Source organism: Streptomyces sp. NPDC048442 (assembly GCF_040651475.1).
Classification (GTDB): domain Bacteria; phylum Actinomycetota; class Actinomycetes; order Streptomycetales; family Streptomycetaceae; genus Streptomyces.
This window is the reverse complement of the sequence record NZ_JBEZKB010000015.1, coordinates 57,499-81,199: the sequence shown is the minus strand read 5'-3', so window position 1 is coordinate 81,199 and position 23,701 is coordinate 57,499. Positions and strand designations below refer to the sequence as shown.

General features: G+C 70.6%; 20 protein-coding genes. 11 read left to right on the top strand and 9 right to left on the bottom strand.

Annotation, left to right across the window (positions count from 1 at the left end):
• Positions 1 to 29 precede the first annotated feature (29 nt).
• Positions 30 to 662: a helix-turn-helix domain-containing protein gene (locus AB0D18_RS22595; RefSeq protein WP_362421287.1), complete on the top strand. Its 633-nt coding sequence runs from the start codon at positions 30 to 32 to the stop codon at positions 660 to 662.
• Between the two features lie 7 nt (positions 663 to 669).
• On the opposite strand, the gene AB0D18_RS22590 is transcribed toward AB0D18_RS22595, so the two are convergent.
• The 4 genes from AB0D18_RS22590 to AB0D18_RS22575 all read right to left on the bottom strand — a co-directional run bounded on the left by AB0D18_RS22590 (position 670) and on the right by AB0D18_RS22575 (position 4,923).
• A complete protein-coding gene (locus tag AB0D18_RS22590) occupies positions 670 to 1,512 on the bottom strand; it encodes an alpha/beta hydrolase (RefSeq protein WP_362421284.1) in 843 nt (280 codons plus the stop codon).
• Positions 1,513 to 1,605: 93 nt separating this feature from the next.
• The gene (locus tag AB0D18_RS22585; protein WP_362421282.1) at positions 1,606 to 2,547 is read right to left on the bottom strand and encodes an aldo/keto reductase; all 942 of its coding nucleotides are present in this window, start codon (positions 2,545 to 2,547) and stop codon (positions 1,606 to 1,608) included.
• Between the two features lie 247 nt (positions 2,548 to 2,794).
• Entirely contained in the window at positions 2,795 to 4,207 is a 1,413-nt protein-coding gene (locus AB0D18_RS22580; RefSeq protein WP_362421279.1) for a HAMP domain-containing sensor histidine kinase, read from the bottom strand.
• Complete coding sequence (locus AB0D18_RS22575) at positions 4,204 to 4,923, bottom strand: response regulator transcription factor (protein WP_362421276.1); 720 nt, start codon at positions 4,921 to 4,923, stop codon at positions 4,204 to 4,206. The genes AB0D18_RS22580 and AB0D18_RS22575 overlap by 4 nt, the downstream gene beginning before the upstream one ends.
• Before the next feature lie 63 nt (positions 4,924 to 4,986).
• Here AB0D18_RS22575 and AB0D18_RS22570 point away from each other — a divergent pair, with 63 nt between their 5' ends.
• Both AB0D18_RS22570 and AB0D18_RS22565 read left to right on the top strand, forming a co-directional pair.
• Complete coding sequence (locus tag AB0D18_RS22570) at positions 4,987 to 6,138, top strand: UDP-N-acetylglucosamine--N-acetylmuramyl-(pentapeptide) pyrophosphoryl-undecaprenol N-acetylglucosamine transferase (protein WP_362421274.1); 1,152 nt, start codon at positions 4,987 to 4,989, stop codon at positions 6,136 to 6,138.
• Positions 6,135 to 7,133 (top strand): GDP-mannose 4,6-dehydratase, encoded by a 999-nt coding sequence (locus AB0D18_RS22565; RefSeq protein WP_362421272.1) that lies wholly within the window; start codon positions 6,135 to 6,137, stop codon positions 7,131 to 7,133. Before AB0D18_RS22570 ends, AB0D18_RS22565 begins: the two co-directional genes overlap by 4 nt.
• 13 nt (positions 7,134 to 7,146) lie before the next feature.
• Here AB0D18_RS22565 and AB0D18_RS22560 read toward each other — a convergent pair whose 3' ends face one another.
• Positions 7,147 to 7,797, bottom strand: coding sequence for a TetR/AcrR family transcriptional regulator (locus tag AB0D18_RS22560; RefSeq protein ID WP_362421270.1), 651 nt, complete (start codon positions 7,795 to 7,797; stop codon positions 7,147 to 7,149).
• A gap of 297 nt (positions 7,798 to 8,094) precedes the next feature.
• On the opposite strand from AB0D18_RS22560, the gene AB0D18_RS22555 reads away from it, so the two are divergent.
• The 5 genes from AB0D18_RS22555 (at position 8,095) to AB0D18_RS22535 (ending at position 13,451) form a co-directional block, all read left to right on the top strand.
• The gene (locus tag AB0D18_RS22555) at positions 8,095 to 9,066 is read left to right on the top strand and encodes a tetratricopeptide repeat protein (protein WP_362421267.1); all 972 of its coding nucleotides are present in this window, start codon (positions 8,095 to 8,097) and stop codon (positions 9,064 to 9,066) included.
• 704 nt (positions 9,067 to 9,770) lie between these two features.
• Positions 9,771 to 10,403 (top strand): DUF6230 family protein, encoded by a 633-nt coding sequence (locus tag AB0D18_RS22550; protein WP_362421265.1) that lies wholly within the window; start codon positions 9,771 to 9,773, stop codon positions 10,401 to 10,403.
• Positions 10,404 to 10,546: 143 nt separating this feature from the next.
• Entirely contained in the window at positions 10,547 to 11,122 is a 576-nt protein-coding gene (locus AB0D18_RS22545; RefSeq protein WP_362421263.1) for a DUF6114 domain-containing protein, read from the top strand.
• 87 nt (positions 11,123 to 11,209) lie between these two features.
• Positions 11,210 to 12,784 carry a hypothetical protein gene (locus AB0D18_RS22540; protein ID WP_362421260.1) on the top strand — a complete coding sequence of 525 codons (1,575 nt, stop codon included), beginning with the start codon at positions 11,210 to 11,212 and terminating at the stop codon, positions 12,782 to 12,784.
• 181 nt (positions 12,785 to 12,965) lie between these two features.
• Positions 12,966 to 13,451, top strand: a complete 486-nt coding sequence (locus tag AB0D18_RS22535) for a hypothetical protein (RefSeq protein ID WP_362421259.1) — start codon at positions 12,966 to 12,968, stop codon at positions 13,449 to 13,451.
• Between the two features lie 116 nt (positions 13,452 to 13,567).
• On the opposite strand, the gene pyk is transcribed toward AB0D18_RS22535, so the two are convergent.
• From pyk to pta, 3 genes are all read right to left on the bottom strand, one after another.
• Positions 13,568 to 15,001, bottom strand: a complete 1,434-nt coding sequence (gene pyk, locus AB0D18_RS22530) for a pyruvate kinase (RefSeq protein WP_362421256.1) — start codon at positions 14,999 to 15,001, stop codon at positions 13,568 to 13,570.
• 84 nt (positions 15,002 to 15,085) lie between these two features.
• Positions 15,086 to 16,354 carry an acetate kinase gene (locus AB0D18_RS22525; protein WP_362421253.1) on the bottom strand — a complete coding sequence of 423 codons (1,269 nt, stop codon included), beginning with the start codon at positions 16,352 to 16,354 and terminating at the stop codon, positions 15,086 to 15,088.
• Between the two features lie 61 nt (positions 16,355 to 16,415).
• Positions 16,416 to 18,494, bottom strand: a complete 2,079-nt coding sequence (gene pta / locus AB0D18_RS22520; protein WP_362421251.1) for a phosphate acetyltransferase — start codon at positions 18,492 to 18,494, stop codon at positions 16,416 to 16,418.
• A 260-nt stretch (positions 18,495 to 18,754) separates the two neighbouring features.
• Here pta and AB0D18_RS22515 point away from each other — a divergent pair, with 260 nt between their 5' ends.
• A complete protein-coding gene (locus AB0D18_RS22515; protein WP_362421248.1) occupies positions 18,755 to 19,780 on the top strand; it encodes an ATP-dependent 6-phosphofructokinase in 1,026 nt (341 codons plus the stop codon).
• A 264-nt stretch (positions 19,781 to 20,044) separates the two neighbouring features.
• A complete protein-coding gene (locus AB0D18_RS22510; protein WP_362421245.1) occupies positions 20,045 to 21,070 on the top strand; it encodes a ricin-type beta-trefoil lectin domain protein in 1,026 nt (341 codons plus the stop codon).
• Between the two features lie 52 nt (positions 21,071 to 21,122).
• Here AB0D18_RS22510 and AB0D18_RS22505 read toward each other — a convergent pair whose 3' ends face one another.
• Entirely contained in the window at positions 21,123 to 21,746 is a 624-nt protein-coding gene (locus AB0D18_RS22505) for a helix-turn-helix transcriptional regulator (protein ID WP_362421618.1), read from the bottom strand.
• Between the two features lie 274 nt (positions 21,747 to 22,020).
• On the opposite strand from AB0D18_RS22505, the gene AB0D18_RS22500 reads away from it, so the two are divergent.
• Positions 22,021 to 23,433: a cation:dicarboxylase symporter family transporter gene (locus AB0D18_RS22500; protein WP_362421242.1), complete on the top strand. Its 1,413-nt coding sequence runs from the start codon at positions 22,021 to 22,023 to the stop codon at positions 23,431 to 23,433.
• Positions 23,434 to 23,701: the final 268 nt, after the last annotated feature.

Below are 23,701 nucleotides of genomic sequence, written 5' to 3'. Positions count from 1 at the left end.
TCTTGAGGCGTGCTGTATCGTTGTCAATCGTGTCAGAGATAAGGCGTCGCCGTCAGCGGGTAGAGGTCCAGCGCAACCGTGCCGCACTGGTGTCGGCAGCGGTCCGGGTGCTTGCCGAGCGGCCCGAGGCGAGCATGGCGGAGATCGCCGCCACGGCCGGTGTGACACGGCAGACCGCCTATGTGCACTTCGGTACCCGCGAGGCGCTCCTCTCGTCGGTGCGCGACGAGCTGAGCCGCCGGGCGTTCGCGGTACTGGAAGCAGCCGACCTTGAGGCCGGCACGGCGACCGAAGCCCTCGGCCGGTTCCTCACCGCGGCCGGAAGGCTGTTGGCGGAGCAGGCGGAGTTCGCTCCTTCGGCCGGCGCCCCGTCAACGGAATCGGAAGCGTCAGCGGAAGAGGACGCGTCGCGTCACGTGCCGGTCGAGCAGCGTCTGGAGGACCTGATCCGCCGTGGGCGCGACAGCGGTGAGTTCACGGCAGATCTGGAGACCGGCTGGCTGGTCGCCGCGGTGATCGCACTCGGCCACGCCGCCGACCGGCAGATCCGCGGCGGGCGCATGGACGCGCAGGGTGCGGCGAAGCAATTCCGGGCGTCGGTGATGCTCTTGTGCGGAGCCGAGGACCCTGACCGTGCCGAGGACCCTGACCGTTCGGCGTGACAGGCGGTCAGAGCGTACGGAGGAATTCCAGGAGGTACGCGTCGAAGACGTCCGGCCGCTCCATGTTCGGGTAGTGGGCGGTGCCCTCGACGAGCCTGAGGCGGCCGTCGGGGACGGTGCGTATCAGGCGTTCCGCCATCTTGTGGTTGTCGGGGCCGTCGACGGACCCGTTGATCGCCAGTACAGGGACGCCGATCTTTGCGGCGCGCGCCCAGGTGTCGGTGACCGGGACGCGGTGGTCGGGCTCGGTGCCGGTGTGCTGGGAGAGGGTGTGCTTGGAGATCGTGTGCGCCGCCATCTCGCGGAGGCGGCGTACGACTTCGGGGTCGACCTCGTCCAGGGTGCGGTGCGGCCCGGAGGTGAAGCGCATGAACGCCTCGACCCAGCCCGCCACGTCGCCCTCGCCGAGCGCCCGTTCCATCTCCGTCACGGCGGCCAGCACCCACGGGTCGCGGAACTCGTGCTCGCTCGTGCCGACGCCGCTGACCACCAACGCCCGTACCAGCTCAGGGTGTTCGAGAGTGACGTCTACGGCGGTCGCGCCGCCCATCGACAGTCCGACGACGACCGCCGGGCCCGTGCCGAGGTGACGCAGCAGCGCGGCGACGTCGTCGGCCGGCCGGAACGGCGCCCGCGCCACCGACGACTCGCCGTGCCCCCGGGCATCGGGAGCGATTACCCGGTGGGTGCGTTCCAGAACCGGTATCTGGTCCTGCCACATGCGGTGGTCGACGAAGCCGCCGTGCAGCAGCACGAGGGGCGGGAGGTTCCCGCCGGTGTCGAAGTAGGCGAGGGGGCCGCCCTCGGCCTCGTAGGCGAAGAGCTCGGGGGTGTGGGCATCGTCAGTCATGGCAACCAGGCTGCCACGAGGGGGAGTTGCGGGAACAGGCCGCGCCGCCGGTCCGCGACCGGCGCCGCATCTAGGCGGGGGCCGGCGCCGTACCTAGGCCGGGACCGGCGCCGTCTCGTTCGCCAGGTGGCCGTCGGGTGTCTCCAGCAGCGCCAGTTCCTCCTCCGTGAGGCGAATCGAGGCGGCGGCCACATTGGCGGCCAGATGTGCCGGGTTGCCGGTGCCCGGGATGGCCAGCACGTGGGGGCCCTGGTGCAGGGTCCAGGCCAGGCGGATCTGTGCGGGCGACGCGTCGTGCGCACGCGCGACGGCAAGTACGCGCGCGTCCTCGGCACCCGTCGCTCCTGCTTCGCGCCCTGCGCCGGCGATGGAGTAGAAGGGCACGTACGCGATGCCCTGTTCGCCGCAGGAGCGGAGGAACTCTGTGTCCTCCCGGGGTGCGCCCAGGCTGTACGCGTTCTGGACGCAGACCACCGGGGCGATGGAACGGGCCTCGGCGAGGTGGGCCGGGGAAGCGTTGGCGAGGCCCAGGTGGCGGATCAGGCCGGAGTCGCGGAGCCCGGCGAGAACGCCGAAGTGCTCGGCGACCGAGACCGTTGTCTCCCGACGTGGTACGCGGAGGTTCACCACGTCGAGGTGGTCGCGGCCGAGCTGGCGCAGATTCTCCTCGACCTGGCCGCGCAGCTGGTGCGGCTCGGCGTACGACCACTCACCGGAGGGGTCCCGGCCGGGCCACACCTTCGTGGTGATGACCAGGTCGTCGGCGTACGGGGCGAGGGCCGAGTTGATCAACTCGTTGGCGGAACGCAGCGCAGAGAAGTAGAACGCGGCGGTGTCGATGTGGTTCACCCCGAGCTCGACCGCCCGGCGGAGCACGGCGACGGCCTCGTCGCGATCGCGCGGGACGGCGTCGGCCGCGAAAGCCTCGCCGGTCTGCGGCAGCCGCATGGCGCCGTACCCGAGGCGATGGACCGCGAGGTCACCACCCAGCTTCCAACTGCCCGCTTCGCCCGCACCGTTCGTACCCAGGGTCATGCGTACTCCTCTCGATCGGCTCTCCGCGCTTTCCGACTATCCGGCGGAGACCGACTCGGAGTATGCAGGAGAAGAAGGGCCCAGGCCATCGGGTAAGAATCACACCGCGTAACGGGAATGAGCGGCGTGGCCCGGGAGTTGAAACTGACGTGCCCGGCCGCACGAAAACCGCATGCCGGTGGACGGAGTCGGTCGGGGAGATCGCCGCCCGTGACCGTGACCTGGACGGACCGGCGGCGGAATTCCGCTAGCGCGCAGCGGCCCCGAATCGCAGCCGGAACAACGCCCCGCCCCCCGCCGCCTGTTCGGCCGTCAGTTCCGCGCCGTGGGCGCGGGCGATCTGGCGGGCCATGGCCAGGCCGAGGCCCGAGCCAGGGAGGGCGCGGGCTGCTTCCGCGCGGTAGAAGCGGTCGAAGACGTACGGGAGGTCGTCGGTGGAGATGCCGGGGCCGTGGTCGCGGACCGTCAGCTCCAAGTGCCCGCCCGGTGCGGTGAGTTCGACTTCGACCGGAGCCCCGGCCGGGCTGAACTTCGCCGCGTTGTCGAGGAGGTTCGTCAGGAGGCGGGTCAGGCGGGCCGGGATGCCGGGGAGGGTGACCGGGGCCGCGTCCGGGTCGATGTGGAGGGGGAAGGGGGTGGCGGGCCAGTGCGCGGCGGCCGTGGCGACCGCGTGTTCGGCCAGGGCACAGATGCGGACCTCTTCGAGGAGGGGCTGGGGTTCTTCGTCGCGGGCGAGTTCGATCAGGTCGTTGACCAGGCCGGTGACTTCGCGGAGCTGGCGGGAGAGGGCGCCGGACGCCCGGTCGCGCTGGGCGGGGGAGAGCCGGTCGGACTTGGCGAGGAGTTCGGCGTTGGTGCGCAGGGCGGTGAGCGGGGTGCGCAGTTCGTGGGAGGCGTCGGCGACCAGGCGGCGCTGGGCGGTGACTGATTTTTCGAGCTCTCCGAGCATGGTGTTGAAGCTGGTGGCGAGGCGGATGACCTCGTCCTGGCGGCTCGGCGGGCCCGGCGGCAGTTCGATGCGGTGGCGGGGGTCACGGGTGGTCGCGATGCGTTCGGCGGTGGCGGTGAGGCGGGTGATGGGGGCGAGGCCGGTACGGGAGACCCAGTGGCCGAGGGCGGCGGCGAGCAGGATGCCCGCACCGCCGACGACGGACAGGAGCAGCGCCGCCTGGCGGATGCCGCGCTCCACCGAGTCTGCGCGCAGGGCGAGTTGGAGGGCGCGGCCGTTGCCGAGGGGGGTGACGGCCATACGGGCCGGGTGACCCTCCATCGTGAAGTTGCTGAAGTACGGCGGCCGCTCGCCCGATGCGACCTCGCGGACCGGCGCCGAGACCGGCAGGACGTACCGCTGCGGAGTGTCCTTCGCCGGATCGGACGGTACGACCTGGGCGCACGCCGGAGCCGAGAGGAAGCGGCACTCGCCCGCCAGGACACCGGTCTCCGGGTGCCGGTCCGCCTGGACGGTGCGGGTCGCGGACTGGGTGAGGTTGAGGTCGAGCTGGTGGTACATCTCGTAGCGGATGACGAAGTACGCGGCCGTGCACACGCCGATCGCGACGAGCGCCACGGCGGCCGACGCCGACACCGCGAGGCGGGTGCGGATCGGGCGGTGGCGGCGCCAGCGGGCACCCAGCGCGCGGCGGCGCCGGCCGCCGCTCATGCCGCGTCCGACGACAGGCGGTAGCCGACGCCGTGGACGGTGTGCACGAGGCGGGTCCCGCCCGCCGCTTCGAGCTTGCGGCGGAGGTAACCGACGTACACGGCAAGGGAGTTGGAGTCCGGGCCGAAGTCCCGGCCCCAGACCAGTTCGAGGATCAGCTCGCGCGGGAGCACCTGCCCCGGGTGGCGGAGCAGGAGCTCCAGCAGGGCGAACTCGGTGCGGCTGAATTCGAGCGGCCGGCCCGAGCGATGGCCGGTGCGGGTGACCGGATCCACGACCAGGTCCGCGTACGACAGGGCCGGGTCCTCCTCGGCGAGCGGGGCCGCACGCCGCAGCAGCGCCCGTACCCGGGCCACCAGCTCGTCCAGCGCGAACGGCTTGACGAGATAGTCGTCGGCGCCCGCGTCCAGGCCGTCGACGCGGTCGCTCACCGAGTCCAGCGCGGTGAGGACCAGGATCGGGGTGCGGTTGCCGACCGCGCGCAACCGGCGGCAGACCGCGAGCCCGTCCAGGACCGGCATCATCACGTCCAGGACAAGCACGTCCGGCTGCCAGGTCGCCGTCGTGGAGAGCGCGGCCAGGCCGTCCGGCGCGCCCCGGACCTCGTACCCCTCGATGGCGAGGCCGTCCTCGACGGCGGCCCGCACTTCCGGTTCGTCGTCGACCACCAGGATCTTGGTCGGGGTGGTCACGGCAGGCACGGTGGGCGGGGTCATGGGTGAATCCTGCCAAATCGGGCTCTTAGAACCTTCTTAGGGATTCTCGTGAGTGTGGCGGCCATGCGCACTCCACTTTCAGTCGTGATCGGGGCGGGCGGCACCGGGGGTCACATCTACCCGGGGCTCGCACTCGCCGAGGCACTGCGCCGGGCCGTGCCCGACGCCGTCATCTCGTTCGTCGGCACCACCCGGGGCCTGGAGACGGACCTCATACCGGGCGCCGGATACCGGCTGCACACCGTCGACATGATCCCCTTCGACCCGTCGCTGGGCGCGAAGAGATATCTGCTGCCCGCCGCCCTGCTGAAATCGGGGGCGCAGGCCCGCTCGATCCTCAAGGCACAGGGCGCGCACGTCGCCGTCGGCATGGGCGGCTACCCCAGCGCCCCGGTGATCGTCGGCGCGAAGATGGCCGCTCTGCCGAGCATCATCCACGAGTCCAACGCCGTCCCCGGACGGGCCAACCAGTTCGCGGCGCGACTGACGAGCAACATCGCCATCGCCTTCGACCGCAGCCGCTCCCACCTGGCCGGCGGCCAGAACGCGATGACCGTCGGCATGCCGATCGCCGCGTCCCTCGCCCGCCTCGACCGGGCCGGGACGCGCGAGGAGGCCAGGCGGGCGTACGGGGTGCCGGACGGCGCGCGCCTCGTCCTCTTCAACGGCGGCAGCCTCGGCGCCGCACGGCTGACCGAGGCGGCCGTGGGGCTCGCGGAGAGGTGGCGGGGCCGCAGCGACGTACACCTGCTGATCAAGACGGGTCCGGCCAAGCTGGAAGAGACCCGGCAGCGCATCGGGGACAACCCGGTCGCCACCGTCGTCCGCTACCTCGACCGGATGGACCTCGCGTACGCGGCCGCCGACCTCGTCGTCTGCCGGGCCGGGTCCGCGACCGTCGCCGAACTGGAGACGGTCGGCGTCCCCGCCGTACTCGTGCCCTATCCGCACGCCCCCGGCGACCACCAGACCCACAACGCGCGGGTCCTCTCGGACGCCGGCGCGGCCCACCTCGTACCGGACGAGGAGACGACCGCCGACCGGCTCGCCGCACTCGTCGAGCCGCTGCTCGCCGACCCGGCGCGACTGAGTGCGATGTCCCGCGCCGCCGGACCCAGCACGCACGCACAGGCCGCCGACCTGCTGGCCGCGCAGGTGATGCGGCTCTCCGGGCTTCCCGAACACACTTACCAGGCAATGGAGTTCACACGATGATCAACCGTATTGACTGGAACGGCCGCAAGGTCCTCGTCACCGGCGCCGAGGGCTTCATCGGCTCCACGCTCGTCGACCTGCTCGTGGAACTCGGCGCCGACGTCCGTGCCTTCGTGCACTACAAGCCGTACGCCGAGAAGGGCTTCCTGAAGCAGCACCTGGGAAGCGACCAGGTCGAGATGTTCACCGGCGACGTGCGCGACGCGGGCCGGGTCTCCGACGCCGTCGAAGGCTGCGACACCGTCTTCCACCTCGCCGCCCTCATCGGCATCCCGTACAGCTACTCCTCGCCCGGCGCGTACGTCCAGACGAACGTCGTCGGTACGGAGAACATCGCCGAGGCCTGCCGCCGGCACAGCGTCCGCCGACTCGTCCACACCTCCACCAGCGAGGTGTACGGGACCGCCCTCACCGCACCGATCAGCGAACAGCACCCGCTCCAGCCGCAGTCGCCGTACTCCGCATCGAAGATCGGCGCCGACATGATGGCGCTCAGCTTCCACCACGCCTTCGAGCTGCCGGTGACGGTCGTGCGGCCCTTCAACACCTACGGTCCGCGGCAGTCCGCGCGCGCCGTCATCCCGACCATCCTGGCCCAGCTGCACTCCGGCGCACGGGAGATCAGGCTCGGCTCGCTCACCCCGACCCGCGACTTCACGTACGTCACCGACACCGCGCGCGGCTTCCTGGCCGTGGCGGACTGCGACAAGGCGCTCGGCGAAAGTGTCAACCTGGGTACGGGGCGAGAGATCGCCATCGGCGACCTGGCCACCGCGCTGATCGCCGCCTCCGGGCGGGACGCCGAGGTCGTCGTCGACTCGGCACGCCTGCGGCCCTCCGGCAGCGAGGTCGAGCGGCTGCTGTCCGACAACACCCGGGCGCGCGAGTGGGCGGGCTGGGAGCCGCAGATGTCCCTGGAGGAGGGGCTGAAGCGGACCAGCGAATGGGTCGCCGAGAACGTCGGCCTCTTCGCGCCGGACCGCTACCAGGTCTGACGCACCACCAGGCCTACCGGTTCTGCACGCCGCCCACGCCGCCCAGGCCGCTCACCAGCAGCGACGTAAAGCTGTGTGCCCAGGCCTCGTCCACCGGTTCCGCGCTCACCAGCGCCCGGTGGACGACGGCCCCGGCGATCACGTCGAAGATCAGGTCCGCGTTGCGGGCTGCCTGCACGGGGGACTCCTCGTACGGCAGCTCGCCGCGGGCCTGCGCGCGTTCCCGCCCCAGGAGTACCAGGCGCTTCTGGCGGTCGACGATGGCCGAGCGGATCCGCTCCCGCAGGACGGCGTCCCGCGTGGACTCCGCGACCACCGCCATCAGCGCGGTCTTGGTCTCGGGGCGTTCGAGGAGCGCGGCGAACTGCAGCACCACGCCCTGCACGTCCTCCAGCAGGCTTCCCCGGTCGGGGAGTTCGAGCTCGTCGAAGAGCACCGCGACCGCGTCCACGACCAGCTCGTTCTTGTGTGCCCAGCGTCGGTAGAGGGTCGTCTTGGCGACTCCGGCGCGCTGTGCCACATCCCCCATGGTCAACTTCGACCAGCCCAGATCCACCAGCGCGTCGCGGGTCGCGCCCAGGATCGCGGCGTCCGCCGTGACGCTGCGGGGGCGGCCCGTGCGGGGTGGTGGGGGAGTGGCGGGGGTGGACATGCCGGAGACCATACCGGCGAGTAGCTCCCGTTCGTCAGAGGGTCCGCGAGGCCCCGTACGGGGATCGTGAGCGAGATCACGAGGCATTCGGGGGGCTGGTCGAGTTACGCTACGACCCGTAGCGAAAGCCTCCTGGAACTTCCCCTGGGGGCCGAGCGACAACCACTGGCGCCAGGTGGGGACCCGGCGCCGCCCGAGCAGTACCGCAGCAGTACGCGGAGCAGTACCGCACAGCAGTGCCGCCCCTTGCGGGCGGAGGCCTTTTGACGGCCTTTTCTGAACCGGTCGCCGAGGGGGGAGGATGTACGCATGCAGCCTAGGAACATGTCCATGAGCGGCGTCGTAGACCTCGCCGCGGTGAAAGCGGCCAATGAGGCCCGGCAGAAGGCGGAAGAGGCGCGCGCCGAGGCCGCCCGGCAGGGTGGCGCCGCAGCCGTGCCCGCCTCCCACCTCGTGTTCGACGTCGACGAGGCAGGATTCGAGACAGACGTCCTCCAGCGCTCGTCCGAGGTCCCGGTCGTCATCGACTTCTGGGCCGAGTGGTGCGAGCCGTGCAAGCAGCTCGGCCCGCTCCTGGAGCGGATGGCCCAGGAGTACGCGGGACGGTTCGTCCTCGCCAAGGTCGATGTCGACGCCAACCAGATGCTGATGCAGCAGTTCGGCATCCAGGGCATCCCGGCCGTCTTCGCGGTGGTGGCGGGGCAGGCCCTGCCGCTCTTCCAGGGTGTGGCCCCCGAGGCGCAGATCCGGCAGACCCTGGACCAGCTGATCCAGGTCGGCGAGGAGCGCTTCGGACTCACCGGCATTCAGGTCGCGGACGGCCCCGTCGCGGACGCCGAGGCGGAGACCGCTGCCCCGGTCGGCCCGTACGACGCGCTGCTCGACGCGGCGATGGACGCCCTGAACGTCAACGACTTCGCCGGCGCCGTCCAGGCGTACAAGAACGTACTCGCCGACGACCCCGCCAACCCGGACGCCAAGGCCGGTCTGGCGCAGGCCGAACTCCTCGGCCGGGTAACGAAGTTGGACCCGCAGCAGACGCGCAAGGACGCGGCGGACCGCCCCGCCGACGTACCCGCGCAGATTGCCGCCGCCGAACTCGACCTCGCGGGCGGCCACATCGAGGACGCCTTCGGACGGCTCGTCGACACGGTGCGCGTCACGGCGGGCGACGACCGCAACGCGGCCCGGGTCCGCCTCCTCGAACTCTTCGAGGTCGTCGGCGCGGACGACCCCCGAGTCGGCACAGCCCGCTCGGCCCTCGCCCGAGTGCTCTTCTAGAGCGGGGCCTGTTTTTAGGGGCGCGGGGCTGTAAGGGACATGCGGCTCCGCCGCGTGGGCGCGACCAGCCACGACGGCGCCGCGGATAAAAAACAACACCCCGCACCTCGGCCGGGTGCCCACGAGCCCCTCCCGTCACACGGGAATTTGGCGACTCAGTGACAATGCACGGCCCCGTTTTGCCAAATCTTGGCAATCGGGGCCGCTGTTACTCGCAGTAAAGCGAACTCGTCCTTCTGTCCGCCTTGTTGCGGCAATCACCCGATTTTCCGCGTCACGCGACGCAGCCGTACGCGACCCACCGAGACCACCCGGCCGCGCTTCGGTTATCGGCCCGTTACTAGCGAGTAACGAACCCCCTTGTGCCGAGCCCGTGAATGGACCACGATCGGCCACGCTCGGTCCATTGCCCACGCCCTGACAAGCCAGTCGGAGCGGCGGTGTCTCTGGGTCCCCACCGGGCGGGTCGGCAGCAGTGCTGCCGGCTCTGGACAGGGGGGTCTCCGCCCAACGGCGGGGCCTGTCCAGCAGGTTGCGCGAACGCGTGGCCAGTGGTTGTCGCTCGGGGGTGATCGCCGGTGATTCGGACGTGGCGCATGCCGGGCTCCGAGCGCGGCGCCCGCCCTCCGAGGACGTAGCACTTCTCCCATCCCGACGGGCCCCTGCCCGTACCGGAGATGTACGTCCGAGAAGGAGGAAAGTACATGAGTTCCCAAGTACGCGGTGGAACCAGATGGCGTCGCTTCGCGGTCGTCATGGTGCCGAGCGTGGCCGCGACCGCCGCGATAGGCGTCGCCATGGCACAGGGTGCGCTGGCGGCTTCGTTCAGCGTCTCCGGCCAGGACTTCAAGGTGACGGCCGACAAGCTGGACGGCACGGGCTTCGTGCAGTACGGCAGCATCGCCGAGGGCACCGACCTGAAGGGGAACCCGGCCGCTCACCCGGTCGCGGTCTCCGGCTTCAAGACCGCCGACATCACGAACATGTGCCAGTCGGTCGTCACCCCGGACGTCCCGATCTTCGGCAGCGTCAGCCTGGTGCTCAAGGCCGGTACGGGCGCGACGCCCGTGCACGCCGAGAACATCTACCTGGACGTCGCCGACCTGGACGCCGACGCCGAGTTCACGAACATCGACATCGGTGTCGCGGCGGGCAAGGCCACCAAGGGCCCCGGCATCCAGAAGGGCACGAAGGCCAACCCCTTCGGCTTCGCCCAGCAGGCCGACAAGGCCGTGCTGACCAAGGTGAAGCAGCGGGCCTGGGCGACCTCGGCGGGCACCTTCAAGCTCAGCGGTCTGAGCCTGCGCCTGCACAAGGGCGTCAAGGAGTGCTACTAAGCACTCCGCGGGAGTGCGGCTGAGCACTCCGCGGGCGGGGCACCGGACGGGACACCGGTAGAGCGGACCGTCCCCGGGTGTCCCGCCCGCACCCTCTCCCTCATCTTTCTGCACAGCAACACCGGTTCCAGGGAGCTGTTTTCATGAGCGCCGAGACCTCGGTTCCGAGCGAGAGCCGCGATTTCCACTACTGGCGGCTGCGTTTCCGCGCCTGGCGAGGCGTCCGGCCGTTCTGGGCGGGACTCCTCACCATCCTCGGTGGCGTCCCGATCATGTATTTCCCGTACAACGACCTCAAAATGGGCTCGCTCACGCTCACCATGGCGACGACCGCGGGCGCGGGCTCGCTGATCATCGGCGTCCTGCTGGTCACGCTGGGCCTCACGATGTGGTTCCACTCCATCGTCCGGATCTTCGCGGGTGTCGCCGCGATCCTGCTGGCCCTCGTCTCCATCCCGGTGTCGAACATCGGCGGATTCATCATCGGCTTCGTGCTCTCGCTGCTGGGCGGTGCGATGTCGGTCGCATGGGCTCCGGTGAAGGCGCAGGCGCAGGCGCAGTCCCCGACCCCGGTCCCGGAGCCCGCTGCCGAGCAGACGATGGTCCTCACCCAGGTGCCGCCGCAGGCCGCCGGACAGCCGGGGACGAACCTGACGAAGGCAGAGGGTCCGGGAACCGGCACGGACACGAACGCGCCGGACATGAACGGCCGGGCATGAACGCGCCGGGCATGAACGCGCCGGACACGAACGCGCCGGACACGAACACGACTGACACAACTGTCGACGCCAATGGCAGGAGGAACAGTGCGGGGTGACCAGGCCCAGGAGAACGCGTGTGGGGGAGAGGAGGCGCGCGGTAGAAGCGGGCCGCGCCACGCGGCCCCCAGAAAGTCGCTGCTGACCAAGCTCCACATGCCTGCGGGCAAGGCCCTGGCCCTCGCGGCGATGCCCACCGCGGTGTTCGTCGGGATGAGCCTGACGCCGAAGCTGGCGATGGCCGCCGAGGAACCGGCGAACCCGTTCGCCCCCGGCCCGTGCGTGACCCAGCCGGACCAGGCGGCCAAGGACGCGGACAAGGACGGCGACGGGAAGCCGGACAAGGACGCCGCGAAGGACGAGGCGGACAAGGGCAAGGACGAGGCGGGCAAGGGCAAGGACGAGGCGGGCAAGCCGGACGCCGCGAAGCCGGACGGCGCGTTGCCCGACCCTGCCAAGGGCGACGCGGCCGGCGGCGATGCCAAGGACGACGCGGCAGCGGGCAAGCCGGACAAGACCCCGGTCCCGGACGCCACCAAGCCGCCCGCGGGCGCGCAGCAGAAGGCCCCGGACGCAGCCACGCCGACGCCCGCCCCCACCGAGGCCGAGCCCCACAACCCCCTGGACCCGCTCGGCGTGGGCCCGAAGATCAAGGACTTCTTCGAGGGCCTGGGCGGCAAGAAGGAGGAGCCCGCGGCTCCCCCCGCCGCCACCCCCACTCCGACGGACACGGCGAAGCCGGACGCCCAGGACGACAAGGCGCCCGCCCCCGCCGGGGACGCGACGACGAAGCCCCCGGCCGCCGGCACGGACAAGGGCAAGGCCGCCGACGCGGACAAGGCGGACGGCACCAAGGACGCCAAGGACGCCAAGGCCGCGAAGGAGGCCGAGGAAGCCGAGGCGAAGAAGGACGAGCTCGCCAAGGACAAGGCGGAGGACCTCGCCAAGGGCAAGGAGGAGAAGGCCGCCAAGGAGAAGGCGGACGCCGAAACCGCCAAGACCGAGAAGGCCATCCGCGAAGCCGCCGAGAAGCTCGGCATCAAGATCGCGGACCTGGACAAGGACGGCGACGGCAAGCCCGACCTCGTCCCGAACGCCGACGGCAAGTTCCCCTTCCCCTGCCCGACGGCAGACCCCAAGGCCCTCGCGGACGCCAAGCTGGAGCCGGGCATCCCGGACCTCCCGGACGACCCGTGGATCCTGGAAACCTCGATGCTGACCCTCCGCGGCCTCAACTACGAGGGCGTCGTCGAGGTCCGCACCGCAGGCGGCAAGATCAAGAAGGTCCTGAAGTTCACCGCCAAGGAAACGGACATCAGGGACCTGCACCAGACCACGGTCGGCCCGAACGGCTCCACCGGGCACGTCCAGGCGAGCAAGGGCTCCACCTCGACCCTCCGCCAGGGCACGGTCACGATGTACACGGAAGAGCTGAAGGGCAACCTCTTCGGCCTCATCCCGGTGACCTTCAGCCCCGAGACCCCGCCCCCGCTGAACGTCCCCATCGCGATGTTCACCAAGGCCAGGGTCACCCAGGCAGGCCAGTTCGGCGGCACCCTTACCGTCCCCGGCCTCCACAACTACTTCACCGGCCCGGGTACGGGCCAGGCGGCGGCCAACTAGTCCGGCCGGAGGAATCCGGCGGCGACCGCGCCGTACGTACGAGGGCCCGGCAGGACGGCGAACGTCCGGCCGGGCCCTCGTACGTCACCAAGCCCGCCCTGAAGGGTTGACTGATGACATGGGCATGCCTATTTTCACGTTACCGCCGGTAAACGACCGGCGCGAACGCGGAGGTACCCCCATGCCCCGTCTCACCACCCCCCACAAGGCCGTCGGCGTGCTCGTGGGCGCGCTCACCCTGGCCGCACTGGCAGTCGGACCCGCCAGTGCGGCCCAGGGTCAGGTCGACGGCTCCATCGGAGCGGGCGACAAGTCGTGCAGCTGGACCGGCGGCGCCACCAGCGCCACCGCGCCCAACGCCCTCACGGTGGACCGCAGCACCATCAACTCACCTGGTGGCAACCTGAGTTGTTCCGGTCTCAGCGCGGCGCTGAACAACGATCCGGCCGTGACCTTCGACGACGGCGCGGGCACCGCCACGGCCGACGCCCTCGATGTCTCGGTCACGGTCGTCGGCGTCACCTGCCGCTACCGGTCCGGGGCGCTCGTCGCACAGCGCGACGGCGACACCCGCAGCTACTCGGCGACCGCCGACGTACCGCTGGCGGAGGGCGGCTTCCTCTGCCCGGCCAGCCAGACGGTCAGCGCCACCCTGGCCTTCCACTGACCGGAAGCCGGCGACCGGGAGGTCCGACCGGAATCCGGCCGAGCGCAACGGGGGCGGGCCCGGAGTCCTGAAGACTCCGGGCCCGCCCTTAACTCATATGCGTACGACAACGGCCGTCAGGCAGTCGTCTCTTCGCCGCCCAGGTGGTGCACCCGCACCATGTTCGTGGTGCCGGGGATGCCGGGGGGCGAACCGGCCGTGATGACCATGGTGTCGCCGTTGTTGTAGCGCTGGAGCTTCAGGAGCTCGGCGTCGACCAGGTCGACCATCGCGTCCGTGTTGTCGACGTGCGGGACCACGAAGGACTCGACGCCCCAGCTCAGGGCCAGCTGGTTGCGGGTGGCCTCGTCGGTGGTGAAGGCCAGGATCGGCTGGGCCGCACGGTAGCGGGACAGCCGGCGGGCCGTGTCGCCGGACTGGGTGAAGGCGACCAGCGCCTTGCCGTCCAGGAAGTCCGCGATCTCGGCCGCCGCGCGGGCGACGGAACCGCCCTGCGTACGCGGCTTCTTGCCGGGGACGAGCGGCTGGAGGCCCTTGGAGAGGAGCTCCTCCTCGGCCGCGACGACGATCTTCGACATCGTCTTGACGGTCTCGATCGGGTACGCGCCGACCGAGGACTCGGCGGACAGCATGACCGCGTCCGCGCCGTCGAGGATCGCGTTGGCGACGTCGGACGCCTCCGCGCGCGTCGGGCGGGAGTTGGTGATCATCGACTCCATCATCTGGGTCGCGACGATCACCGGCTTGGCGTTGCGGCGGCAGAGCTCGATGAGGCGCTTCTGCACCATCGGGACCTTTTCGAGCGGATACTCGACGGCCAGGTCGCCACGGGCCACCATCACGCCGTCGAAGGCCGCGACGATGCCCTCCATGTGCTCGACGGCCTGCGGCTTCTCCACCTTGGCGATGACGGGGACCCGGCGGCCCTCCTCGTCCATCACCTTGTGCACGTCCTTGACGTCGTCGGCGTCGCGGACGAAGGACAGGGCGACCAGGTCGCAGCCCATGCGGAGCGCGAAGCGGAGGTCGTCCACGTCCTTCTCGGAGAGGGCCGGGACGTTGACCGCCGCGCCGGGCAGGTTGATGCCCTTGTGGTCGGAGATGACGCCGCCCTCGATGACGATCGTCTTCACCCGGGGGCCCTCGACCGAGACCACCTTCAGCTCGACGTTGCCGTCGTTGATGAGGATCGGGTCGCCCTTCTGGACGTCGCCCGGCAGGCCCTTGTACGTGGTGCCGCAGACGGACTTGTCGCCCGGGACGTCCTCGGCGGTGATGGTGAACTCGTCGCCGCGGACGAGTTCGACGGGGCCCTCGGCGAACTTCGCCAGGCGGATCTTGGGGCCCTGGAGGTCGGCGAGCACGCCCACGGCGCGGCCCGTCTCGGCGGCGGCCTTGCGGACGCGGTCGTAACGGCCCTGGTGCTCCTCGTGGGTGCCGTGGCTGAAGTTGAATCGGGCCACGCTCATGCCGGCTTCGATCAGAGCGACGAGCTGCTCGTGCGAGTCGACGGCGGGGCCAAGGGTGCAGACGATTTTGGAACGGCGCATAAGGCGGATCCTATCGGTTTGTTTCTCTGCGGAATATTCCGTCTGGTGGAATGTACAAATGGGCGCGGTGGTGCTCAGACGCGCTCAGTTGTCGGCGTTCTCGACGGTGCTGACCAGTTCGTACACCTGGTTCGCGATTTCCAGTTCTTCGTCGGTCGGTACAACGGCGACGGCTACCCGTGCGTACTCCGGCGAAATGATCCGGGGTTCGTCGGAACGTACGGAATTGAGGTCCGCGTCCACCGCGAGACCCAGCTCCGCGAGGCCCGCCACGGCCGCCTCGCGCACCGGTGCGGCATTCTCGCCGACGCCCGCGGTGAAGGCGACCGCGTCCACGCGGCCGAGTACGGCGCAGTAGGCGCCGATGTACTTCTTCAGCCGGTGGATGTAGATCTCGAAGGCGAGTTCGGCCTGTTTGTCGCCCTCGTCGATACGGCGGCGGATTTCCCGCATGTCGTTCTCGCCGCAGAGACCGACCAGACCGCTCTTCTTGTTGAGGAGGGTGTCGATTTCGTCGGTGGACATTCCGGCGACGCGCTCCAGATGGAAGATCACCGCCGGGTCGAGGTCGCCCGAACGTGTGCCCATCACCAGGCCTTCGAGGGGGGTGAGGCCCATCGAGGTGTCCACGCAGCGGCCGCCCGCGACGGCGGAGGCGGAGGCACCGTTGCCGAGGTGCAGCACGATGACGTTGACCTCCGACGGGTCCTTGCCCAGCAGCGCCGCCGTCTTGCGCGAGACGTACGCGTGCGACGTGCCGTGGAAGCCGTAGCGGCGGATGCGGTGCGCGTCGGCGGTCTCGACGTCGATGGCGTAGCGGGCCGCGTACTCCGGCATCGTCGTGTGGAACGCGGTGTCGAAGACGGCGACCTGGGGGAGGTCGGGGCGCAGCGCCTGGGCGGTCCTGATGCCGGTGATGTTGGCGGGGTTGTGGAGGGGAGCGACCGGGACCAGACGCTCGATCTCCGCCATCACCTCGTCCGTGACGACCGTCGGTGCGGAGAACTTCAGGCCGCCGTGGACCACCCGGTGCCCGATCGCGGCGAGCTCGGGGGAGTCCAGGCCGATGCCGTCCGCGGCCAGTTCGACCGCGACCGCCTGGAGCGCCTCCTCGTGGTCCGCGAACCGGGTCGTCCGTATCCGCTTCGTGCCGGCGCCCTCGCCGAGCAGCGGCGTGTGCACCAGCGCGGACGTGTCCTCGCCGATCTTCTCGGCCAGGCCCATGGCCAGCCGGGAGTGGTCGCGCATGTCGATGAGCTGGTACTTCAGCGACGAGGAGCCGGAGTTGAGGACGAGGATGCGGGTGGGGGCAGTGGTCACGGCGGTGCTTTCTCGTACGGGTGCGGAGGTCATGCGGAGCGGGGGCGGGCCGGGGCCGTGCCGGGGGTGGGCAAGGGGGGCCGGGCAGTGGGTGTCATGCCGATTCCCCCTGTGCCTGGATCGCGGTGATGGCGACCGTGTTGACGATGTCCTGGACGAGTGCGCCGCGCGACAGGTCGTTGACCGGCTTGCGCAGGCCCTGCAGGACCGGGCCGACGGCCACGGCGCCGGCCGAGCGCTGTACGGCCTTGTAGGTGTTGTTGCCGGTGTTGAGGTCCGGGAAGATCAACACGCTTGCCTGGCCCGCGACTTCGGAGCCCGGCAGCTTGGTCGCGGCCACCGAGGGCTCGACGGCCGCGTCGTACTGGATCGGGCCCTCGACGAGCAGGTCGGGGCGGGAAGTACGGACCAGCCCGGTCGCCTCGCGCACCTTGTCGACGTCGGCGCCGGCGCCCGAGGTGCCCGTGGAGTACGACAGCATCGCCAGCCGCGGCTCCACGCCGAACTGGGCGGCGGTCCCGGCCGACTGGATCGCGATGTCCGCGAGCTGTACGGCGTTCGGGTCCGGATTGACCGCGCAGTCGCCGTACACCAGGACCTTGTCGGCGAGGCACATGAAGAAGACCGAGGAGACGATCTTGGCGTCGGGCTTGGTCTTGATGATCTCGAAGGCGGGGCGGATGGTCGCGGCGGTGGAGTGCACGGAGCCGGACACCATGCCGTCGGCGAGGCCCTCCTGGACCATCAGCGTGCCGAAGTAGTTCACGTCGGCGACCACGTCGTGCGCCAGCTCCACGGTGACGCCCTTGTGGGCGCGCAGCTGGGAGTACCGCTCGGCGAAGGTCTGCCGCAGCTCGGAGGTCTGCGGGTCGATGAGCCGGCTGCCCGACAGGTCGATGCCCAGGTCGGCGGCCTTCTTGCGGATGACGTCCACGTCGCCGAGCAGGGTGAGGTCGCAGACGTCGCGGCGCAGGAGCACGTCGGCGGCGCGCAGGACGCGCTCCTCGGTGCCCTCGGGGAGCACGACGCGGCGGCGGTCCGAGCGGGCCCGCTCCAGCAGCTCGTGCTCGAACATCATCGGCGTCACGCGGCCGCTGCGGGCCACCGACATCCGGGCCAGCAGATCGGCCGTGTCGACATGTCGCTCGAAGAGGCCGAGCGCGGTTTCCGCCTTGCGCGGGGTGTCCGCGTTGAGCTTGCCCTCCAGGGCGAACAGCTCACCCGCGGTCGGGAAGGAGCCCCCCGCCACCGAGACCACCGGGGTGCCGGGCGCGAGGCGCGACGCCAGGGTCAGGATCTCCTTGCCGGGACGCTCGTCCAGCGTCAGCAGTACGCCCGCGATGGGCGGTGTACCGGCGCTGTGCGCGGCCAGCGAGCCCACGACCAGGTCGGAGCGGTCGCCGGGGGTGACGACCAGGCAGCCGGGGGTCAGGGCGTTGAGGAAGTTCGGCAGCATCGCGCCGCCGAAGACGAAGTCCAGGGCGTCGCGCGCGAGCCCCGCGTCGTCGCCGAGCAGGACCGTGCCGCCCAGCGCCTGGGTGATCTGCGCGACGGTCGGCGCGGCCAGCGCGGGCTCGTCCGGGAGTACGTACGCGGGGACCGGCAGGCGGCTGTCGTTGAGGTGCTCCTCGATCTCGGCGCGGTCGGGCGGGGAAACCCGGTTCACGACCAGCGCGAGGACGTGACAGCCCAGGCTCTCGTACGCGCGACAGGCGTTGCGGGCCTCGGCGCGCACCGATTCGGCGGTCTGCTTCCGGCCGCCGACGACGGGTATCACGGACGCCCCGAACTCGTTGGCCAGCCGGGCGTTCATCGACAGTTCGTCGGGGAACTGGGTGTCCGCGTAGTCCGTGCCGAGCACGAGGACGACCTCGTACTCCCTGGCCACCTTGTGGAAGCGGTCGACCAGCTGGGAGACCAGTTCGTCGGTGCCCTTCTCGGCCTGCAGCGTGGACGCCTCGCGGTAGTCCATGCCGTACACCGTCGCCGGGTCCTGGGACAGCCGGTAGCGGGCGCGGAGCAGGTCGAAGAGGCGGTCGGGGCCGTCGTGCACCAGCGGGCGGAAGACCCCCACGCGGTCCACCTGGCGGGTCAGGAGTTCCATGACTCCCAGCTCGACGACCTGGCGGCCGTCCCCCCGGTCGATGCCGGTCACGTACACGCTGCGCGTCACGCGTGCTCTCCGTCTCGTCGTAGTGGATCAGTTGCCTCGATCAGCAACTTTGCTGATTTTGTACGGTTAGGGTGGTCTTGCACCCTTGACAATACCTTTGGGGCTGGATAAGACGCCCGCCGGAAGAAGTCCTGTGTGCAGGGCCCAAAGGCCCCCTGTCCCGGTTGTCCCGGAGTATCCGGAAGCGCGCGGCGCATTCCGGCCGTGGAACAATCGGAACCTGGCTCACAAGTACCACCAAGAGCAGGAGACACAGCACGATGCGTATCGGAGTTCTCACCGCAGGCGGCGACTGTCCTGGGTTGAACGCAGTGATCCGGTCGGTCGTGCACCGCGCCGTCGCCGGGCACAACGACGAGGTCATCGGCTTCGAGGACGGCTTCAAGGGCCTCCTCGACGGTCACTACCGCCCCCTCGACCTCAATGCGGTCAGTGGCATCCTGCCGCGCGGCGGCACCATCCTCGGCTCGGCCAGGCTGGAGCGCGACCGGCTCCGCGAGGCCGCCGAGAACTGCGCCGAGCTCACTGCCAAGTACGGTATCGACGCCCTCATCCCGATCGGCGGCGAGGGCACCCTGACCGCCGCCCGGATGCTGTCGGACGCGGGCATGCCCGTCGTCGGCGTCCCGAAGACCATCGACAACGACATCAACGGCACCGACCGCACCTTCGGCTTCGACACCGCCGTCGGCGTCGCCACCGAGGCCATAGACCGGCTGAAGACCACCGCAGAGTCGCACCAGCGCGTCATGGTCGTCGAGGTCATGGGCCGGCACGCGGGCTGGATCGCCCTGGAGTCCGGCATGGCCGGCGGCGCCCACGGCATCTGCCTGCCGGAGCGGCCCTTCGAGGTCGACTCGCTGGTCAAGATGGTCGAGGAGCGGTTCGCACGCGGCAAGAAGTTCGCCGTCATCTGCGTCGCGGAGGGCGCCCGTCCGGCCGAGGGCACCATGCCGTACGAGAAGGGCGTCATCGACCAGTTCGGCCACGAGCGCTTCACCGGCATCGGCACCCGCCTGGCCGTCGAACTGGAGGGCAGGCTCGGCAAGGAGGCCCGCCCGGTCATCCTCGGCCACGTCCAGCGCGGCGGCACCCCCACCGCGTACGACCGCGTCCTCGCGACCCGCTTCGGCTGGCACGCGGTGGAGGCGGTGCACGCCGGTCACTTCGGCAACATGACCGCGCTGCGCGGCACGAGCATCGCGATGGTGCCGCTCGCCGAGGGCGTCTCCGAGCTGAAGACGGTCCCCGAGACGCGGATGGACGAGGCGGAGTCGGTCTTCTAGCCCTCACCTCTACGCTCAGCCCGTACTCCTCGCACGCGCAGAACGGCCCCCGTCGTCTCCCCTGTGGACGGCGGGGGCCGTCCCGTGTGCTCTCCCGGCCTCTCCCGGCCTCTCCCGGCGTCGGGTTCCGGCCGGAGTCGGCGATTCCCACTCTTGAGTTGCGCGGCCGGATCAACAAGGCTTCAGCCTGTCCGGGACATGTCCCAACTCCCTTTCCGCTGCCCGCCGGACGCAGGTCGGGTCGGGTGACAGGAGGCTTGTCCGATGCCGGAACCCGATCCGCGCGGGGCCCGCACGGCCGCCGAGTTCGTCGAGGGACTGCACACCCTCAAGGAGTGGTCGGGCCTCACGTACCGCGAACTCACCGCCCGCGCCGACGCGATCGGCGACGTCCTGCCGCGCAGCACGGTCGCGAACATGCTGGCGCGCACGACGGTGCCGCGCGAGGAACTGGTGGCGGCCTACGCGCGGGCGTGCGGGTGCGGCCCTGCGGCGGTGGGGGAGTGGCTGGCGGTACGGAAGGAACTCGCGGTACGCGGCGAGCGGGTGGCGGCGGAACGGGTGGCGGAACCGGCGGCCGTCGCGACAGCGGAATCAGAAGCGGAATCGGAAGCGGAACCGGAATCAGAACCGGAATCCGGCCTCGCGCCAGCGGCCGAAGTCCCGTCCTCGCCGGGCGGAACGGACCCTGCCGGCGGGCTGGAAGCCGCGAGTCCGCGGCGGATCTCCCGGACCAAGGTCCTGGCGGCCGCCCTGGCCCTGACGCTGGCCGCGGCGACGGCGGCCTGGGTGATCCGCGACGCAGTCCCGGAAGTCCGGCCGCTCGGGGCGGTCACCGCGCCCGGCACCGGAGAGCGGACGCTGCGCGCGGTGCACTCCGGGCTCTGCCTCGGGGAGCGCGACGGCACCGGGACCGGCAAGGTCCACCAAGCGCCCTGCGAGGGACTCATACCCCAGTACTCGCTGGTCAGGATGGGTGAGGAGGACTGGCGGATCGCCTCGTACCATCCCGAGTTCAAGGAGGGCTGCATGGGCGTGCACTGGGGGAAGCGGGAGAAGGGCGTCTGGGTGGAGGACGCCGAGTGCGAGAACCGCAACCCGGCGGCGGAGACGTTCCGGTTCGAGCCGGTCGGCAGTCCGGTCAAGGGCTACCGGATCCGCCCGCAGCACACCCGGATGTGCCTCACGGTGCCGGGCGCCTCGCGCGCCGAGTGGACCGCGCTGGAGCAGCGGCCGTGCGAGGACGACGCGGCGGGCCAACTGTTCCGCTTCGACGCGTGGGGAACCTGACCCCCGCGTCGAAGCGGAATGAAGCGGAATGAAGGTGACGCCGCTGTCGGATCTACCGGATGCCCTCGATCCGCTCCCAGAAATGCCCCAGGATCCCCTCCAGGAACTCCCGCCCCGCAGCCCCGTCGCCCGCGTTCCCGACGCCGCCGCCCCATCCCAGCGTCGCCACCATCCGCGACTGGTAGTCGGCGTGCAGCCGCAGGAGTACGTCCTCCAGTGCGGCACGCGGCAGCGGGAGCAGCTTGACGAGCGGTCGTACGTACGCCTGCCAGCGGGTCGTCACCGCGCTCCGCAGCAGCTCGGCCAGGTCCTCGTCACGGCCGGCCGCGGTGATGAACTGGGCGGGGGACAGGCCGAGTTCGGTGGCGAGCGCGGCGGTCTGCCGCTCGGTGCCGCGCCACCGGCCCGTCTCCTCCATCCGTACGTACGCGTCGAGGCCGAGCCCGACCCGCCGGGCCAGGTCGGCGGCGCTGAACCCGCGCGCCGTCCGGTGCTCGCGCAAGGTGCGGGCGGCGTGCAGGAGTTCGGCGGGAGCGCACCAGAGCACACCGGCCAGTGCGGTCACCTCGTGGGCGGTGGGGGTGCGGATGCCGCGTTCCCAGGCGACCACCAGCTCCGGGCCTGCCTCCAGTCCGTACTGTGCACGCAGCCCGTACGCGACATGACCGGGGTCCATTCCGAGCGCCTCGCGCAGCCGACGGGCAGCGGGGGCGTCGAAGGGCGGGGTGCCGGACGGCGGGGTGAGGTGCACGGGCACACGGTAGGACGCAACGGGCGCGATGGCTACGGTGCGTTCCGCCCAGATCACAGCTCGTAGGAAGGTCCAGGGGTGTCGACGCCGGAATCTGTGAACTCTACGACCGGAAGGGTGTTTTGCCGCGCGGGGTGGTGCATAGTCGCCGGGACCCACCCCGACGTGGGCTTATCGGTGAGAACGAGGAGGGCTTCCAGTGGCCGGAACGGGATCGGAAGCGGCAGCAGGCGCGGACCCAAGCTCGGCGCCCGCGCCGGCGCCGAGGAGGCGGGACCGGACCCACTACCTCTATCCGGCCGTCGTCGTCGCCGTCGTCCTCGGCATCACCGTCGGGCTGATCTGGCCGGACGTGGGCAAGGAGCTGAAGCCGATCGGTGACGGCTTCGTCAACCTGATCAAGATGCTGATCTCGCCGATCATCTTCTGCACGATCGTGCTGGGCATCGGCTCGGTCCGCAAGGCCGCCAAGGTCGGTGCGGTGGGCGGGCTCGCGCTCGGCTACTTCATGGTGATGTCGACGGTGGCACTCGGCATCGGACTGCTGGTCGGCAACCTGATCCACCCGGGCACCGACCTCGACCTGAACGCGCACAAAGACGCGGGCGCCAAGCAGGCGGCGGGTGCGAGCGAGGGCCTGGGCGACTTCCTGCTGGGCATCATCCCCAAGACCCTCGTCTCGGCGTTCACCGAGGGATCGGTGCTCCAGACCCTCTTCGTGGCACTGCTGGTGGGCTTCGCGCTCCAGGCGCTGGGCCGGGCCGGGGAGCCGGTGCTGCGGGGCATCGGACACATCCAGCGGCTGGTGTTCCGCATTCTGGCGATGGTGATGTGGGCGGCGCCGGTGGGCGCGTTCGGCGCGATCTCCGCCGTGGTCGGGGCGACGGGCATCGACGCGCTCAAGGCGCTCGGGATCATCATGGTCGCCTTCTACATCACCTGTGCGCTCTTCGTCGTCGTGGTCCTCGGGACGATCCTCAGGCTGGTCGCCGGAGTGAACCTCTTCAAGCTGCTGAAGTACCTGGCGCGGGAGTTCCTTCTGATCGTCTCGTCCTCTTCGTCGGAGACGGCGCTGCCGAGGCTGATCGCGAAGATGGAGCACCTGGGCGTCAGCAAGCCGGTCGTCGGCATCACGGTCCCGACCGGCTACTCCTTCAACCTGGACGGCACGGCGATCTACCTGACGATGGCCTCGCTCTTCATCGCGAACGCCATGGGCGACCCGCTGAACATCGGCGAACAGATCGCCCTCCTCGGCTTCATGATCATCGCGTCGAAGGGCGCGGCAGGAGTCACCGGCGCGGGCCTCGCCACCCTGGCGGGCGGCCTCCAGTCCCACCGCCCGGAACTGGTCGACGGAGTCGGCCTGATCGTCGGAATCGACCGCTTCATGAGCGAGGCACGCGCCCTGACGAACTTCGCGGGGAACGCGGTGGCGACGGTGCTGGTCGGAACGTGGACAAAGGAGATCGACAAGGAACGGGTGGAACTGGTGCTCTCAGGAAAGCTGCCGTTCGACGAACGGATGCTGGAGGAGGGGGACGAGGCACATGGCTCCGTGCCGGAGCAGGGGCGGGAAGTGGGGGATGCGAAGCCGGTGGAGGCGCGGTAGGGGGTCACGGGGGGCGGGCACCTTCAGCCTGGTCGGGCCACTTCAGCCTGGTCCGGCGTTTGAGGACGCACCTCAGCCTGGCTGCGCACCTTCAGCCCGCTCCAGCCACTCAGCCCGCTCCAGCCACTCAGCCTGGTCCAGCCACTTCAGCTCGGTCCAGCCTCTTCAGCCCGTCCGGCGTTTGAGGACGCGCGGCGCAGCCGTGCACCGGGCGCAGCCCGGAACACGCGCCCCCACCGGCGCCAGCCGTGATGCTTTTCCCGCCCCC

What these genes read in the sequence shown, in the direction of transcription:
- AB0D18_RS22550 (WP_362421265.1), top strand. Translation starts at nt 9,771, where the DNA reads ATGAGTTCCCAAGTACGCGGTGGAACCAGATGGCGTCGCTTCGCGGTC.
- pyk (WP_362421256.1), bottom strand. Translation starts at nt 15,001, where the DNA reads ATGCGCCGTTCCAAAATCGTCTGCACCCTTGGCCCCGCCGTCGACTCG.
- AB0D18_RS22555 (WP_362421267.1), top strand. Translation starts at nt 8,095, where the DNA reads ATGCAGCCTAGGAACATGTCCATGAGCGGCGTCGTAGACCTCGCCGCG.
- AB0D18_RS22560 (WP_362421270.1), bottom strand. Translation starts at nt 7,797, where the DNA reads ATGGTCTCCGGCATGTCCACCCCCGCCACTCCCCCACCACCCCGCACG.
- AB0D18_RS22580 (WP_362421279.1), bottom strand. Translation starts at nt 4,207, where the DNA reads ATGAGCGGCGGCCGGCGCCGCCGCGCGCTGGGTGCCCGCTGGCGCCGC.
- AB0D18_RS22515 (WP_362421248.1), top strand. Translation starts at nt 18,755, where the DNA reads ATGCGTATCGGAGTTCTCACCGCAGGCGGCGACTGTCCTGGGTTGAAC.
- AB0D18_RS22545 (WP_362421263.1), top strand. Translation starts at nt 10,547, where the DNA reads ATGAGCGCCGAGACCTCGGTTCCGAGCGAGAGCCGCGATTTCCACTAC.
- AB0D18_RS22570 (WP_362421274.1), top strand. Translation starts at nt 4,987, where the DNA reads ATGCGCACTCCACTTTCAGTCGTGATCGGGGCGGGCGGCACCGGGGGT.
- AB0D18_RS22525 (WP_362421253.1), bottom strand. Translation starts at nt 16,354, where the DNA reads ATGACCTCCGCACCCGTACGAGAAAGCACCGCCGTGACCACTGCCCCC.
- AB0D18_RS22585 (WP_362421282.1), bottom strand. Translation starts at nt 2,547, where the DNA reads ATGACCCTGGGTACGAACGGTGCGGGCGAAGCGGGCAGTTGGAAGCTG.
- AB0D18_RS22590 (WP_362421284.1), bottom strand. Translation starts at nt 1,512, where the DNA reads ATGACTGACGATGCCCACACCCCCGAGCTCTTCGCCTACGAGGCCGAG.
- AB0D18_RS22510 (WP_362421245.1), top strand. Translation starts at nt 20,045, where the DNA reads ATGCCGGAACCCGATCCGCGCGGGGCCCGCACGGCCGCCGAGTTCGTC.
- AB0D18_RS22565 (WP_362421272.1), top strand. Translation starts at nt 6,135, where the DNA reads ATGATCAACCGTATTGACTGGAACGGCCGCAAGGTCCTCGTCACCGGC.
- AB0D18_RS22505 (WP_362421618.1), bottom strand. Translation starts at nt 21,746, where the DNA reads ATGGACCCCGGTCATGTCGCGTACGGGCTGCGTGCACAGTACGGACTG.
- AB0D18_RS22535 (WP_362421259.1), top strand. Translation starts at nt 12,966, where the DNA reads ATGCCCCGTCTCACCACCCCCCACAAGGCCGTCGGCGTGCTCGTGGGC.
- AB0D18_RS22575 (WP_362421276.1), bottom strand. Translation starts at nt 4,923, where the DNA reads ATGACCCCGCCCACCGTGCCTGCCGTGACCACCCCGACCAAGATCCTG.